11 protein-coding genes and 1 other RNA gene are annotated in these 15,398 nt (G+C 36.7%); 6 read left to right on the top strand and 6 right to left on the bottom strand.

Going from position 1 to position 15,398, the window contains the following annotated elements; genetic code table 11:
- Window positions 1-95 precede the first annotated feature (95 nt).
- The 6 genes from RHO12_12270 to xseB all read right to left on the bottom strand — a co-directional run bounded on the left by RHO12_12270 (window position 96) and on the right by xseB (window position 4,273).
- Window positions 96-665 carry a 5-formyltetrahydrofolate cyclo-ligase gene (locus tag RHO12_12270; protein ID WVD66126.1) on the bottom strand — a complete coding sequence of 190 codons (570 nt, stop codon included), beginning with the start codon at window positions 663-665 and terminating at the stop codon, window positions 96-98.
- A 24-nt stretch (window positions 666-689) separates the two neighbouring features.
- A non-coding RNA gene (gene ssrS, locus RHO12_12275) (6S RNA) lies at window positions 690-871 on the bottom strand.
- A 59-nt stretch (window positions 872-930) separates the two neighbouring features.
- Window positions 931-1,230 carry a cell division protein ZapA gene (gene zapA, locus RHO12_12280; GenBank protein ID WVD66127.1) on the bottom strand — a complete coding sequence of 100 codons (300 nt, stop codon included), beginning with the start codon at window positions 1,228-1,230 and terminating at the stop codon, window positions 931-933.
- A 7-nt stretch (window positions 1,231-1,237) separates the two neighbouring features.
- Entirely contained in the window at window positions 1,238-3,094 is a 1,857-nt protein-coding gene (gene dxs, locus RHO12_12285) for a 1-deoxy-D-xylulose-5-phosphate synthase (protein WVD66128.1), read from the bottom strand.
- A 36-nt stretch (window positions 3,095-3,130) separates the two neighbouring features.
- Entirely contained in the window at window positions 3,131-4,015 is an 885-nt protein-coding gene (ispA, locus tag RHO12_12290; protein ID WVD66129.1) for a (2E,6E)-farnesyl diphosphate synthase, read from the bottom strand.
- Window positions 4,016-4,030: 15 nt separating this feature from the next.
- Complete coding sequence (gene xseB, locus RHO12_12295; GenBank protein WVD66130.1) at window positions 4,031-4,273, bottom strand: exodeoxyribonuclease VII small subunit; 243 nt, start codon at window positions 4,271-4,273, stop codon at window positions 4,031-4,033.
- Between the two features lie 304 nt (window positions 4,274-4,577).
- On the opposite strand from xseB, the gene hpt reads away from it, so the two are divergent.
- The 6 genes from hpt (at window position 4,578) to recB (ending at window position 15,336) form a co-directional block, all read left to right on the top strand.
- Entirely contained in the window at window positions 4,578-5,114 is a 537-nt protein-coding gene (gene hpt / locus RHO12_12300) for a hypoxanthine phosphoribosyltransferase (protein ID WVD66131.1), read from the top strand.
- A 111-nt stretch (window positions 5,115-5,225) separates the two neighbouring features.
- Entirely contained in the window at window positions 5,226-6,941 is a 1,716-nt protein-coding gene (locus RHO12_12305) for an autotransporter assembly complex family protein (protein ID WVD66132.1), read from the top strand.
- Between the two features lie 3 nt (window positions 6,942-6,944).
- Window positions 6,945-10,766 (top strand): translocation/assembly module TamB domain-containing protein, encoded by a 3,822-nt coding sequence (locus tag RHO12_12310; GenBank protein WVD66133.1) that lies wholly within the window; start codon window positions 6,945-6,947, stop codon window positions 10,764-10,766.
- A 174-nt stretch (window positions 10,767-10,940) separates the two neighbouring features.
- Window positions 10,941-11,237 (top strand): YfcZ/YiiS family protein, encoded by a 297-nt coding sequence (locus RHO12_12315; GenBank protein WVD66134.1) that lies wholly within the window; start codon window positions 10,941-10,943, stop codon window positions 11,235-11,237.
- A gap of 89 nt (window positions 11,238-11,326) precedes the next feature.
- Complete coding sequence (gene sixA, locus RHO12_12320) at window positions 11,327-11,788, top strand: phosphohistidine phosphatase SixA (GenBank protein ID WVD66135.1); 462 nt, start codon at window positions 11,327-11,329, stop codon at window positions 11,786-11,788.
- The gene (gene recB / locus RHO12_12325; GenBank protein WVD66136.1) at window positions 11,767-15,336 is read left to right on the top strand and encodes an exodeoxyribonuclease V subunit beta; all 3,570 of its coding nucleotides are present in this window, start codon (window positions 11,767-11,769) and stop codon (window positions 15,334-15,336) included. The genes sixA and recB overlap by 22 nt, the downstream gene beginning before the upstream one ends.
- Window positions 15,337-15,398 lie beyond the last annotated feature (62 nt).

Here is a 15,398-nt window from a genome sequence, read left to right on the forward strand (position 1 = left end):
AATTACAGGCGACCCAGCAATTGGCAAAATTTGATTGCTTTATAAAGCGCGTGGATTATAGCTTTTTATTGTGGTTATCGCAACTTAAATTAGTATTAAGCACTAATAATCTCTGGTAATTGCACATCCCAGGGTTGATTAGGTATAGCGCTAATTTTTTGGCATGCAAAGGCAAGCCCAATCGGATAGATATGGGTTTGCTTATGATTAGTGAGTAGTCGATCATAATAACCGCGCCCCATGCCGATACGATAATTTCGGTCATCAAATGCGACGAGGGGGGTAAAAATAATATCTAATTTCTGGTAAGGAATAATATCTCGAACATCAAGTTTAGGCTGTAATATGCCAAATTGATTAGGGACTAGCTCGGTTTGTTCACTATAGCGAAGGAAGAGCAGGTAGTTAGCATTGAAAGGGTGAATAACAGGGATAAAAACCGATTTTTGCTGTTGCCAGCAATATTCAATAATTGGTTTAGTATTCAACTCACCATCAAAAGAAAGAAAAATAGCAATATTATTAGCAATAGATACTTTTTGATGCAGTTTTATTTGTTGATAAACCGAATATTCCGCCTGAAGACGTTGTTGATATGGTAGTTCACGTCGAAGATCACGAACTTTTGAACGGATCTCTTTGATATCAGATAAAGATGCTTGCATAATTTTTATCAAATTAAATTATTTAAAGTCTCCGAGATGCCGTTGCAGGCTGTAACCCTTGAACCCGAAGTTCAAGGTGAGCACTATGTTTGATTTTTAGGTTTCCTTAACAAGAAGGCATACACACCAATCAATACTCATAGTAGCTCTGTTGTAAAGATTATCGGCTCAGGAGACTGACCTGCTGTCGAACATCCCAGAGATAACTATAATAATACAAAATTTAGCAGATGGGCAAAAATTTTTAACTATTTCTATAATAAAATTATTGGTTGCTAAAATTTAACGCATTTTCTAATAATTGTTGCAATATTTTTAAGCGTTCATTGAATTCCGTATTGAACTGTTCATTTTTAAGTTTTTCTTTAGTCAGTTCATACGAAATATTAAGTGCAGCGGTAATAATCAGCTGATCACTATTCATTAATTGTGTTTTACGCCGTAATTTATTAAGCCTATCATCAAGGTCCTGTGCCGCTAAATTTAAGGCATCAATTTCATTAATAGGGCAAGATAATTTTAGTGTCCGGCCAAAAACATGAATATTAACAACTTGAGTATCCATAATCAACCTATTGATTTATAAATAATTTTATTTTTTCTATTAGCTTGTCGGCCGTTAAGCCGAGGCTATCGCGTATTTCTGTTTGTGAGCCTTGCGGTATAAATTCATCAGGTAACCCCAAATTTAACACATTGCATTTAAGTTTTTTCGCTAGAATAAATTCATTCACAGCACTACCTGCGCCGCCTTGTATTGCATTTTCTTCTAAAGTAATTAGGGTTGAATGTGTTTGTGCGACTTGTAAAATTGCCGACTCATCTAGTGGTTTTATAAATCGCATATCAAGTACAGTCGCCCCAAGTAGCTCAGCTGATTTTATTGCTTCGGGCAGCAATGAACCAAAATTAAGAATAGCTATATCGTTGCCTTGGCAAACTTGCTTACTTTTCCCTATCTCTATTTTTTGCTTTGGTTGTTGTTCACTATTAATGGCATCCCCTCTTGGGTAGCGAATAACCGCAGGGCCTGAATAACGGTATCCTATATCTAACATACTACGACATTCGCTTGCATCACTAGGTGCCATAATAATAAGGTTGGGAATACAACGTAGAAAGCTAATATCAAATGCACCTTGGTGAGTTGGTCCATCTGCTCCAACAATTCCTGCACGATCAACTGCAAATAATACTGATAAATTTTGAATCGCGATATCGTGAATCACTTGATCATAAGCACGTTGTAAAAAAGTAGAATAAATAGCGACAACAGGTTTTTTGCCGCTAATTGCAAGTCCAGCGGCAAAAGTTACTGCATGCTGCTCTGCAATCGCAACATCAAAAAATTGGCGAGGATAACGTTCAGCAAATTTTTTCATACCAGAGCCTTCTCCCATGGCCGCGGTAATGGCAACTAAGTCTTTATCTTGCTCGGCTGTTTCGCACAACCAGTCACCAAATATTTGCGAGTAAGTAGGGAACGGGTTTGTTTTTTCATCAATCGTCCCTTCAGATGGGTTAAATTTAGGTACGCCATGCCAAAGAATCGGGTTCTTTTCAGCAGGTGCATATCCTTTACCTTTTTGGGTAATAACATGCAATAACTGTGGGCCTTTTAATTGCCTAACTTTACTTAATGTAGTAACTAAACTCTCTAAGTCATGACCATCGATCGGCCCTATATAGTTAAAACCGAGCTCTTCAAATAATATTGCGGGTGCGACTAAACCTTTTAGATGTTCCTCTGTTTTTTTTAAAAAATCTTTAACGGGAGGAATATTTGAAAAAACCTTTTTACTGCTTTCGCGCAATGATGCATAAGTTCGGCTTGATAAGATTTTTGCTAAATGTTGGTTAAGCCCACCGATATTTTTTGAAATTGACATATCATTATCATTGACAATAACTAACATGTCCGGTTTTAAATGGCCAGCATGATTCATTGCTTCAAATGCCATACCTGCCGTTAATGCTCCATCGCCAATAACGCAAGCAACTTTGCGACCAGTTGTTTTTTGTTGCTCAGCAACCGCAATTCCTAATGCTGCACTGATTGACGTCGAAGAGTGACCAGTGCTTAGCACATCATATTCACTTTCTTCGCGCCATGGAAAAGGGTGTAGGCCTTCTTTTTGCCGGATAGTCAACATTCTATCACGCCTACCTGTCAATATTTTGTGCGGATAAGCCTGATGCCCGACATCCCAAATTAACTGATCAAATGGGGTATTATATACATAGTGTAATGCAACCGTTAGTTCAATAACTCCCAAGCCTGAAGCTAGATGGCCGCTTGAACGGCTAACACTGTTCAATAAAAAACGTCGCAATTCATCAGTAATTTGCAACAATTGGTTAGCGCTATAGTGCCTTAAGTCTTTAGGTGAATTAACTTGTTTTAGTAATGGGTAGTTATCAAGGTTCATTATACTATTTTAATATCTCTATTTAATGGTAAAAAATCAACTATTCCGAGTAATAATAAAGTCAGCTAATTGAGTCAATGCATGACTATTATAGGGTATTTTATCTAATGCCTCGATAGCTTGTTTGTAAAGGCGTTGGCAAGCTTGGATCGAATTTTCAAGACCAATTAATGAGGTATATGTGCTTTTGGCAAGTTGCTTATCAACACCCTGATTTTTACCCATTACATTTTTATTACCAATAACATCTAAAATATCGTCTTGAATTTGAAAAGCAAGACCAATACAGTAAGCATAATTATCAAGCTCTCGCTGATATTGCATAGCTTTATCGCCCGCAGCAAACATACCTAAACGGATGGCCGTTTTAATTAATGCGCCTGTTTTATGAACATGAATTAGCTCAAGCTCATCAAGGGTAATTACCTTCTCTTCAGCTTGCAGATCAAGTGATTGGCCTAAACACATTCCTGACACGCCGCTAGCAAAAGAGAGCTCTTTCAGCATTAATATTTTAGTGTTGTCAGAAAGGTTAGGGATATTGGCAATTAAGGAATATCCGTAAGACTGCAAGGCATCTCCAGCTAGAATGGCGGTTGCTTCACCATATTTGATATGACATGTAGGCCTACCGCGCCTTAGCTCGTCATTATCCATTGCAGGCAGATCATCATGAATGAGAGAATAACTGTGAATAGCTTCAATTGCAGCGGCAGGAGCATCTAATTTTTCAAGTACGCAATCAAACATTTGTCCAGTTGCATAAACTAAAAACGGCCGAATACGTTTTCCTTCAGCAAGCAAGCTATACTCCATAGCTTCTTTTAATAAGGATGAATCAATATTGGCTAGATATTCAGTCAGTAATCTATTTATTCTTTGACTATATTGTTCATGTAATACAATAAATGAATTATCCATAATTACCATTTAGCCCTAATTCTCAGAATTAGCAAAGTCAGTTAACTCAGCCTCGCTACTTTCGGTCAGTAATATTTGAATACGCTGTTCAGCATTTTGTAACTGTACTTGACCTTGTTTAGATAATTTTACCCCTTTTTCAAATTCATTTAAGGCTTCATCTAAAGGCAAATTACCCAGTTCTAACTTACTTACGACATTTTCTAGTTCTTTGAGTATCTCTTCAAAAGCGAGTGCTTTTTCTTGCGCTTTAGCCATATTTATCTCCAACTTTTACTGGCATTTAGTATATACTTAATTCGCTCGAATTTGTAGATTATTGTATAATAATTATTATCTATTTTAAGTCAGAAGTGGTGCAATATTGCGTCAATCTAAAATTTATTATCTATATTATCTTTTTGAATAATATTGAATTGTTTTAATCGCTAAATAATTACCGTGATTAAATTCTTAACAACCTAAATAAGCGAAAATTATTTGTTAGTTGTTATAACTTTACTATGATTTACAGGCAAATATTGATAGAATCTGCGCGTTTATATGCTAGATTGGTTTAAAAATGAAAAAACATACTGTAGAAGTGATGATATCTGAAGCAGATATTAAAAAAAGAGTCCAATTATTAGGACAGAAAATTAGTGAAGACTATAAAAATAGTAATAATGAATTAGTCTTGATTGGGCTATTGCGCGGTTCGTTTATTTTTATGGCTGATTTAAGCCGAGCAATAACTGTAGGCCATGAAGTCGATTTTATGACAGCTTCAAGCTATGGTAGCGCGATGAATAGTAATCGTGATGTCAAAATTTTAAAAGATCTTGACGAAGATATTCGCAGCAAAGATGTGTTAATCGTTGAGGATATTATCGATACGGGTAATACGCTAAGCAAAGTAAAAGAACTTCTTGAGCTACGAGGTCCAAGAAGTTTAAATATTTGTACTTTATTAGATAAGCCGTCTCGCCGTGAAGTTGCAGTGCCTGTTAAGTATATTGGATTCTCAATTCCAGATGAATTTGTGGTCGGTTATGGAATTGATTATGCACAGCATTATCGCCATCTTCCTTACATTGGGCATGTAGTAATCGAAGAATAGTTTAATAAGAAATGAACTTTTTAGCTAAAATATAGGTCAAATAAATCATAAAATTGGTTATCAATTGTAGTTAATGCTAAATAATTTTAGCATAGGCATTATGGGGTTAATGTGCGGAGAATTATTCTTTCAATTGTGTTATCGCTTATTGTGATAGCGACAGCGGTATCTGCTAAGCTTAAGCTTGATGTTGAAGGCTTATCCGGAGCATTGAAAGATAATGTTGAGGCACGTTTATCTATGATTGATGAGGCACGGATCAACGATACTCCTTATTTTAAGCGTTATTTAGAAAGTGAAATAGAAAAAAGCCTGCGAGCTTTAGGTTATTACAATCCAACATTTAGCTATAGTGAACCTGATGATAACCGCTTAGTCGTTACTGTTGACCCTGGACAGCCTATTTTAATCGAAGGCGTTGATGTTGATATTACTGGCGAAGGGAAAAACGATAAAGACTATATCTATTTATTAGATCATGATTTACCCAAAAAAGGCAGCATATTAAACCACGGCGAATATGATAGTTTTAAAAAACGATTGCAGAGTTTAGCGCTGCGTAAAGGTTATTTTGATGCTGATATGACAAAGCATCAATTAGCTGTCAGCGATGTTTTACATCAAGCTTTTTGGCAAATAGATTTTAATACTGGGCAACGATATAAATTTGGCCCAGTTACTTTTAGTAAATCGGTTATTCGCGAATCTTACTTAAAGAATATTGTTCCTTTTAAGCTAGATGAACCTTATACCGCCGATCAACTTTCATTACTAAGTCGCCGCTTATCTTCAACTAATTGGTTTAGCTCAGTTGTGGTATTACCCTTATTCAAAGATGTTGGTAAAGATAAAGTTTTACCGATACACGTAATTACTGTACCAAGGAAGAAAAATATAGTTGATGTCGGTCTCGGTTACTCTTCTGATAATGGTGCAAGAGGAAAACTTAGCTGGAATAAACCTTGGCTTAATGATCGAGGCCACAGTTTTCAAAGTGATCTAGTCTTGTCATCTCCTGAACAATCGATCACTGGTGTTTATAAAATTCCCCTCTATAAATCACCACTAGAAGATTACTATACCATCCAAGGCGGGTATAAAAAGATTAATAATAATGATACTGACTCTAATTCTTATACTGTTGGCGTTATTCGCAATTGGGATAGTTTTGAAGGCTGGCAAAAGGCGATAGGCTTGAATGCAATGTATGACAACTTTACCCAGGCCAGCGATAGTTATGATACTTTCTTACTATACCCTTCATTTAGTTTTTCTAGGGCGAGAAGTGATGGTAAATTATTCCCTATGTGGGGCGATTCACAACGTTACTCTTTAGAAGTTGCGGCAGAAGATCTGGCCTCTGATATTAATTTTGTGCGTTTCCAGTTACAACAAGTTTGGCTTCGTTCTTTTGATGATTATAACCGCTTTATTGTTAGAGGTAATTTTGGTTTTATTCAAGCGAGTAATTTTGATAGAGTTCCCCCTTCGTTTCGATTCTTTGCTGGGGGAGACAGAAGCATTCGCGGATACAGCTATCAATCAATATCTCCAGAGGATAAAGCTGGTAAGTTAAAAGGTGCGTCTAAATTAATAACAGGCTCTATCGAGTATCAATATAATTTTACTGGTGCATGGTGGGGAGCGACGTTTGTTGATAGTGGTGAAGCAATTGATAAATTTGACCAAACCGATTTTCACACGGGAGTTGGCGTCGGTTTGCGTTGGGCATCGCCAATTGGCCCGATTAAATTTGATGTCGCAACACCGCTTAATGATTCGAAAAAATCAATCCATTTTTATATTGGTTTAGGGTCGGAGCTATAGACTATGGCTAATCATAAAAGATTAAAAAAAATTAAGCGGATTAAACGTATTCGTAAGTGGAAAAAAAGCAGTTTAATTGTGCTATGTTCTTTTAGCGTTCTTATTTGCTTGTTATTGATTCTGATCTATACCAGTTTAGGTATTAAAATTATTACCGCTGTGCTTGAAAAAGTTATGCCAGAAATTCGAATAGAATATGCCACTGGCGCACTGAACGATTTGAGCGTGGAAGGTTTTTCTATGCAACTTGATGGTGTAGAGGTCAACGTTGGTAAAGCTGCCTTATCACTATCTGGTTTGTGCTTAATTGAAGGCAAAATTTGTATTAAAAATCTGGATGCAAAAGATATTACTGTAAACATTAATACTGATGCTTTTCCTATTGATGAAAGTCAAGAACTATCAGCTATACCATCTAGTCGATCAGTTATTAGCATGCCGTTGCCTCTAGAATTACGACAAGCTCATCTAGCAAACGTGGCGGTCAACGTTGATGATATGCATTTTAGTTTATCCTCATTTGCAGGCAATGCGACATGGATAAATGAAAAAATTTATGTTTTCCCCGCTATTGCGATGGATGTTAAAGCTATTTTCTCTGATACGCCTGCGCCAGTTAAGCCAGTAAAATCTAATGAAAATAATTTATCAATTAGTGAAACGATTAATCAAATTTTTAATAAACCTTTGATCAGTTCATTACCGACAGTAAATATTCCATTAGATATTTATGTTAATAGCCTTAAGGGCGATAATTGGTTATTACATATGGGCGGCGAAGATTACCAATTTAATAATGTCGATATCCAAGCGAGCACTGAAAATAATTTCATCAATGCTAAATTAGTTCAATCTCAGGTGAAAACGCCTTATGCCAATGGTGATATAAAGGTTTCAGGTAAAATAACGTTAGGTGAAAATTGGCCAGTATCAGCTAACATTGATATTAAGACTGAGCAGCAAGCTGAACCAGCTGCAACTGAAGTAAAGGCTAAAATAGAAGGACAATTACTAGGTAAATTGTCAGCTCAATCTCAGATAAAAGGTCTAAATCAAGCCAATATTGATGTGCAAATTAATTTTGTGGAAACCTATATGCCCTTAGTAGCAAAAATCAGTGGGCAGGCGATCCAATGGCCAATATTTGGCAAAGCAGAATATCAGTTAAAAAATTTCGCTCTTGACTTGTCGGGCTCTGTTAAAAATTACCGTTTTAATAGCCATGGTGATTTTTATGGTAATGAACTACCGTCAGTAGTATTTGATATGCAAAGTGATGGCACCCATGAATCGCTCAATATTAAATCTATTTCTGCACTATTACCTCAAGGTGAATTTAACTTATCAACGCAACTCGATTGGCGAAAAGCACTAACTTGGGATGCGATTATTGATTTCAAAAAAATAGATTTAAGTCGTGAAATACCTGATTATCCAATTAAATTAGATGGTGAATTAAAAACTAATGGCATTATTGATAGTCAATCTTGGATTGTCAATTTAAATGAAATGCAACTTAATGGTAATATTAATCAAGCGCCTCTACTTGCCAGTGGTAATATCGCGATTAATTCAAGTCAATTTATTTCTGCTGACAAATTTTATCTAAAATTAGGTAAAAATAGCCTTGATTTAAATGGCTCAACAAAGCAAAGTGATTTAATTGCTAACTTGAAACTAGTTGAACTCAGTATTATTGATCCGGATCTACAAGGTAGTATCACTGGGCAATTAAAGATCAATGGCTCAATCGATAAACCTGCCATCAAAAGCAATTTGGTTATCGATAATTTTTCTTGGCAAGATATTAAGTTACAGCAAGGGTTACTCCGTGGCGATATAACCTATAACGATATATTAGCGGGTAATATTAATATACAAGCTAAAGAACTCGATATGCCAAATGTAATAGTTGATAGTGCCGATATATCGCTTTCTGGTAATGAGCAAAATCATCATTTACTCATTAATGTAAAAGGGAAACCTGTTTCGAGCAATATTAACTTGAGTGGCCAGTTAAATAGACAAAGAACTCAATGGCAAGGATCTATTTCTCAAGCTAATCTAGCGTTTTCGTCTAAAAATAGCTGGCAGATAAATCAACCGATTGACCTTAAATATAATTTAGCTTCTAAGCAAGCCAATATTAGTGCTCATTGCTGGATAAATAATGAATCTCATATTTGTTTAGACAAAAACGTGGTGATTGCTGATAGCGGCGATGCAACGATTATTTTAACAAATATAGATTTGACTTTATTTGAATCAATTAATCAAGGCGAAACTAAACTAGCAGGAACAATCTCAGGTAAAGCAAGTATCAAATGGGATCCCGAACATAAAATTCCAACGGTTGTTGCCAGCATTAATAGCAATGATGTTTATATTAGCCAGCAAATAGCCTCGCAAACATTACCGATTCCATTCGATTTATTTGCTATCAATGCCAATATTAGCGATAAACAGGCAAAACTTGATTGGCGGTTTAGCATTAAACAGTTTGGTCAGTTTAACGGCAATATTCAAGTTGATGATCCTACCGATAACAAACGATTAAGTGGGCAAATTATTATTGATAAGTTATCGTTATCAATTATTAATCCATTGCTTAATGATAATGAGCATGCCAATGGCGCAATCAATGCCAATTTAAAATTTTCAGGCACTTTATTCGACCCCTATATTATGGGGAAACTGGTGCTTTCACACAGCGATATCAAAGTAGCTCAATTACCGGCAGATATTCAATCTATTGCAATTGATATTGATTTTAAAGGCAAATCATCAGAGTTAAGAGGGGTGATGCAGACTAAATCTGGTGACGTACACATTGATGGTCAAGCAGATTGGCAAAATGTAGAAAATTGGAAAGCCTTTTTAACGGTTAAGGGCGCTGCGACTGAAATAACAATACCTCCTATGATAACAATGTCAGTTGTACCCGATATTCGTATTGAGGCTAATCAAGATGAGCTTAATTTGAAAGGTAAAGTGACGATTCCTAAAGCCTATATTAAAGTTGAGTCTTTACCGCCCTCAACGGTTGATGTCTCATCTGATGAAGTAATGCTTGATGGTAATTTGCAAGAGATTGCACCACAAGATTTAGGCATAAAAATAAATAGCCAGGTACTGGTTTCTTTAGGTGATAAAGTCAATGTTGATGCCTTTGGTTTAGTTGCTAGATTGGCGGGTGGTGTGTATGTGACGCAGACGAACAAAGGCTTAACAGTAAGTGGGCAAATATCGATTCCTGATGGTCGTTTTCATGCTTATGGGCAAGATCTTATTGTGCGTAAAGGTGAAATTATTTTTGCTGGACTTGCTGATCAACCTAGACTTAACATTGAAGCTATTCGAAATCCAGAGTCTATTGAAAACAATGTAATTGCGGGTATTCGTGTCACTGGGCTTGCTGATGATCCTAAAGTCGAAATATTTTCAGAGCCAGCAATGTCGCAACAAGAAGCCTTATCGTACTTGCTTAGAGGCCAAGGCCTTGATAGTGGCGAGCAAAGTGAAAATGATATGATGACCGCTCTATTAATTGGACTCGGCACGGCACAAGGTGGTCAAATTATTGGCGATATCGGTAGTGCATTTGGGATCAAAAATTTAAGTTTAGATACCCAAGGTGTAGGTGATAGCCAAAAAGTCGTTGTGAGTGGTTATATTTTACCTCATTTACAACTAAAATATGGCATCGGTATTTTTGACTCTTTAGCAACCTTTACACTGCGATATCGATTATTACCTCGCTTATATTTGGAGGCAGTATCAGGTCTTGATCAGACGGTTGATTTGATCTATCAATTTGAATTTTAACCCAAGTGAAATGATCCAGCATTGACTACAAATAGCGATTCAGCGACTAGATTAATAGTTAAGCTGATGGTTTTAAAAACAATGATGTAAAATAGCAATCAAACGATGATTGAGTTATACTAATTTCATCATCGTTTGATAAATATATTTAACCACGAATGCTATGGGGGAGATATGACTAATTCTTTAAATAAATGTAAAAGTAATGAGACCGCCGCATGCTGTTGTGTCGATGTGGGGACAATCATTGATAATGATGATTGTACGGCCGAATACACAAATACTTTTGCAACTGAAATACTCGCTCAAGAAAAATTACAATCACTAACTTTGGCGGCGAGAGATGTTGAATCTGAGCCTTGCCAAATTGTAAGCCAGATTGATAAAGTTGAACATGGCTACAAGCTTAGTGCCAAATTTCATTTTTGCTGCGGGGCGGAGTGTCTGATCTTTCAATTGAAGCTACGTTAATCTATTAGTAGCAAATAAATCTAAAATGTAATGCCTTAAATGATAAGGTTTGGTTTATGCGTTACATCTTTTATATGTGAGTATAGCTAATGATAAAGATTTATGTTATGCGTCATGGCGAAGCTGGTTATTCCGCTATCTCCGATTCTAGCCGTTCTTTAACGCCTTTGGGTCATAAGCAGTGTACCTCAGTCGCCAATTGGTTAAATGCGCAAAACATTACGTTTGATCTTGCGTTAGTGAGTCCGTATGTACGCGCTCAACAAACATTCTCGATAATAGCTAATGCAGTAGGGGTCAAACAAAACGAGACTAATGATCTATTAAAACCAAATGGTCATGCCGCTCACATCGTTGATAATTTGAATTTGTTACCGCTAATGGGAGTGGAATCGGTACTGATAGTCTCTCACTTACCATTAGTTGGTTACTTGGTTAATGAACTCTGTCCACAGGTTACACCGCCTATGTTTTCAACCGCGGATCTTGCGTGTGTTTCATTGTCTAAAACAGGTGAAGGTATATTGGAATGGTTTCACCATCCAACCTAAAGCACTTTGATGAGCTAGATCTCTTTTCATTACCACTAACTGGCCGCTCATTAATTGAGGCGTCTGCTGGTACTGGTAAAACATACTCTTTAGCGTTTATTTATTTACGCTTATTGCTAGGGATTGGTAAAAATAATTATCCACGACCATTATCGGTTGAGAATATTTTAGTGGTTACGTTTACCAAAGCTGCGACAGAAGAGCTACGCTATCGTATTCGGCAAAATATCCATCAATTGCGCCTCGCTTGTATTACTGGCGCGCACGCAGATCCTGATTATCAAGCCTTAATTGCACTGATTGATGATAAACCACTGGCCTTAAAACGCTTGCTTTATGCCGAACAAAATATGGATGAAGCTGCGATTTTTACCATTCATAGTTTTTGCCAGCGCATACTAACGACTTATGCGTTTGAATCAGGCATTTTATTTAATCAAACATTAGTCAAAGATCAAACAGAGATTTACTTACAAGTTGCAAATGATATTTGGCGTGACAACTTTACGCCAATGCCTGAGGATATTGCTTATATTATTTGGCAAAATTGGGCTGATCCCAAAGCATTGCTAACTGATATCTTCCCTTACCTTAACCAAACGTTGCCAAGTAATGTGACTTTGTCGACGCAGCCATTGACACAAGTAATTAAACAGTTTCATGCAGAAAGTATCGCTAGAATACAAGCAATTAAAATACGCTGGCTCGAATCAGTATTCGAGGCTAACGCTGACATTTTACAATCAGGCGTGAGCAAACGTTCATACAGCAAAAGTAACTTACCTAGGTGGATTGAAATCCTCTCTTTGTGGGCTGATTCTCCAACCTATAATTATGCTATACCTAATGAATTGGCTAAATTTACCCAGACAGAACTTAATAGCAAAACTGAGAGTGATAACATTGCACCGAGCCATCCTCTATTTACTGAAATAGAAGAATTTTTATCTCATTCGTTTAACCTGCGTAATTTTATTTTATTTGATATTGTTAATCTTGTTTGGCAACAAGTAAAAGCTGAAAAAGCAAAACTGGCACAGATCGGATTTGATGATTTACTTTATAATTTACAGCAAGCATTACAAGGTCAAAATCGTGATATTTTGACGACCCAAATTTTACAACAATATCCGGTCGCGATGATTGATGAGTTTCAAGATACGGATCCAGTGCAATACCAAATTTTTGACACAATTTATCATGATCGGCAGCAATCAGGCTTATTGTTTATTGGCGATCCTAAGCAGGCAATTTATAGCTTTCGGGGCGCAGATATTTTTACCTACATTGAAGCGAAAAAATCAGTCGATTACCAATTTACCATGGCAACGAATTGGCGTTCGAGTGCGCATATGGTTAATGGTGTAAACGGTCTATTTAGGCATAAACACCACCCCTTTATTTTTGATGAAATTCCTTTTATAGCCATGAATAGTGCAGCTAAAAATGGCCATAAAGGTTTTTATGTCGATGGACACGAAGTTAACGCGATACAAAGTTATTTATTGCCAGAATCGGTTACCTCAAATAGTGATTATCTGGAATTTTCTGCTGAGTATTGCGCCCAACAAATCACAACATGGCTCGCTAGTGATGCGTATTTTTCCAACGCTGATGCTAAAAAAGATAAAATTAAATCGGCTGATATTGCTATATTAGTCAGAACGGGCAGAGAAGCTGAAATTATTCAGCAAAAGCTAAGTAAACGTAATATTAAAAGTGTTTATCTATCTAACCACAAAAGTGTTTTTGCTTCATTAGAAGCGCGTGAAATGTTGCGAATATTACAAGCAGTCTTAACCCCCACTAATGAAAATTACTTGCGCAGTGCATTAGCGACGCAGTTAATTGGTATGTCAATGAGTGATATCGATTTACTTTCTGCCGAGACAAATAAGTTAGAACTTATTATTGATGAATTTCGCGAATATCAAGCGCTTTGGCTGCGTTATGGCGTATTGGTAACGCTACGTCGTTTAATGAATCATCGCCAGTTAATTGAAAATTTACTCAGTTTACCTGATGGTGAGCGCATCATTACAAACTTCATGCATTTAGGCGAACTATTGCAGGAAATGACTCAAGAGCTTGATACGCCGCATGCATTAATTCGCTGGTTAACCAAGCAGATTAATGAACCAGATCGTAATCTTGAAAACCATGAACAGCGGCTGGAAAGTGATGACAATTTAATTAGTATCATTACGATCCATAAAGCAAAAGGGTTGGAATATCCGATTGTATTTTTGCCTTTTATCGCTTTACATCGTGAATCAGATAGTATGATCTTTCATGACCGTAAAAACTATACGAGTAATTATGCTTATAACGTATCATCAGATATCAAGAGCTTAATTGAGCAAGAGCGATTAGCGGAGGATCTTCGTTTACTTTATGTCGCGCTTACCCGTTCAATTTACCATTGTAGTTTTTCGATTGCCGGATTAAAAAAAGGTAAAGGTAATCAGTTAGCGGTACAGCACTCAGCACTCGGCTATTTATTATTAACGCCAGAGCAAAATGATTACACCGCTCTAGCACATAGTCTCCATCAGTTAGTAAATACAACGGTTGTTAATGTTGAGTTACCGATCCCCGTCTCAACATTAATACCTAGCCAACAAGCGTCGATGGAGCATCTTGCCGCAAATGTCTTTAAGCGTAAACTCGACTATAATTGGCGAGTTACAAGCTACTCTGGATTATTGCAGTCAACGCATTACACTAATAATAAATCGGCGGCCTTATTAAGGGATATTTTGCCATCGTTTGATATTGAAGTACTAGCCGATAATAACCGAGCCACAAATGATGCGATGATTAATAGCCAAGATAATGTTGTTATTTACGATATCCATCACTTTCCGAAAGGGGCTATCGTCGGTACATTAATGCATGAATGCTTTGAAAATAGCGACTTTACTCATCCTGATAGCCAAAATATTGCCGATCATCTAGTCACTAAATTAAACTTGCAACAAACGTGGCTTATGCCGTTAAGTGAATGGTTTTTAGGTGTATTGAAGGCACCGCTATCAGATAACTTATCGCTATCTGACTTATCTGCTAATCAGCGCTTAAATGAGCTGCAATTTTATTTACCGATACGGCAAGATATTACCTCAGCAAGGCTTGATCGCGTGTGTAAGCATTATGACCCCTTATCTCAACAATGTGCTGAACTCGAGTTTTCTACAGTACAAGGCATGTTAAAAGGGTTTATTGATATGGTCTTTGAGTGGCAGGGAAAATATTATATTGCTGATTACAAATCAAATTATTTAGGTCACAGTATCGAGGACTATAACCATCAAGCGATTACATTAGCAATGTGCGAGCACCGTTATGATTTACAGTATCAACTTTACTCATTAGCACTGCATCGTTATTTAACAAGCCGTCTTCCTCATTATCAATATCAGGTACATTTTGGTGGTGTATATTACCTCTTTGTTCGAGGAATGGTTCCTGATGATTCACAACATGGTATTTTTTATACCAAGCCATCACTAAACTTTATTAAAGAATTAGATCAGTTATTTGGTTAGTACCAATGATTATATCTGCTGTATTCTATTTTCCCTATCTGACGAAATTGTTACTAAAATTT

The sequence above is a fragment of the Orbaceae bacterium lpD02 genome, from assembly GCA_036251875.1.
GTDB lineage: Bacteria > Pseudomonadota > Gammaproteobacteria > Enterobacterales > Orbaceae > Orbus > Orbus sturtevantii.

What these genes read in the sequence shown, in the direction of transcription:
- hpt (WVD66131.1), top strand. Translation starts at nt 4,578, where the DNA reads ATGAAAAAACATACTGTAGAAGTGATGATATCTGAAGCAGATATTAAA.
- dxs (WVD66128.1), bottom strand. Translation starts at nt 3,094, where the DNA reads ATGAACCTTGATAACTACCCATTACTAAAACAAGTTAATTCACCTAAA.
- zapA (WVD66127.1), bottom strand. Translation starts at nt 1,230, where the DNA reads ATGGATACTCAAGTTGTTAATATTCATGTTTTTGGCCGGACACTAAAA.
- RHO12_12310 (WVD66133.1), top strand. Translation starts at nt 6,945, where the DNA reads ATGGCTAATCATAAAAGATTAAAAAAAATTAAGCGGATTAAACGTATT.
- RHO12_12270 (WVD66126.1), bottom strand. Translation starts at nt 665, where the DNA reads ATGCAAGCATCTTTATCTGATATCAAAGAGATCCGTTCAAAAGTTCGT.
- xseB (WVD66130.1), bottom strand. Translation starts at nt 4,273, where the DNA reads ATGGCTAAAGCGCAAGAAAAAGCACTCGCTTTTGAAGAGATACTCAAA.
- sixA (WVD66135.1), top strand. Translation starts at nt 11,327, where the DNA reads ATGATAAAGATTTATGTTATGCGTCATGGCGAAGCTGGTTATTCCGCT.
- recB (WVD66136.1), top strand. Translation starts at nt 11,767, where the DNA reads ATGGTTTCACCATCCAACCTAAAGCACTTTGATGAGCTAGATCTCTTT.
- RHO12_12315 (WVD66134.1), top strand. Translation starts at nt 10,941, where the DNA reads ATGACTAATTCTTTAAATAAATGTAAAAGTAATGAGACCGCCGCATGC.
- ispA (WVD66129.1), bottom strand. Translation starts at nt 4,015, where the DNA reads ATGGATAATTCATTTATTGTATTACATGAACAATATAGTCAAAGAATA.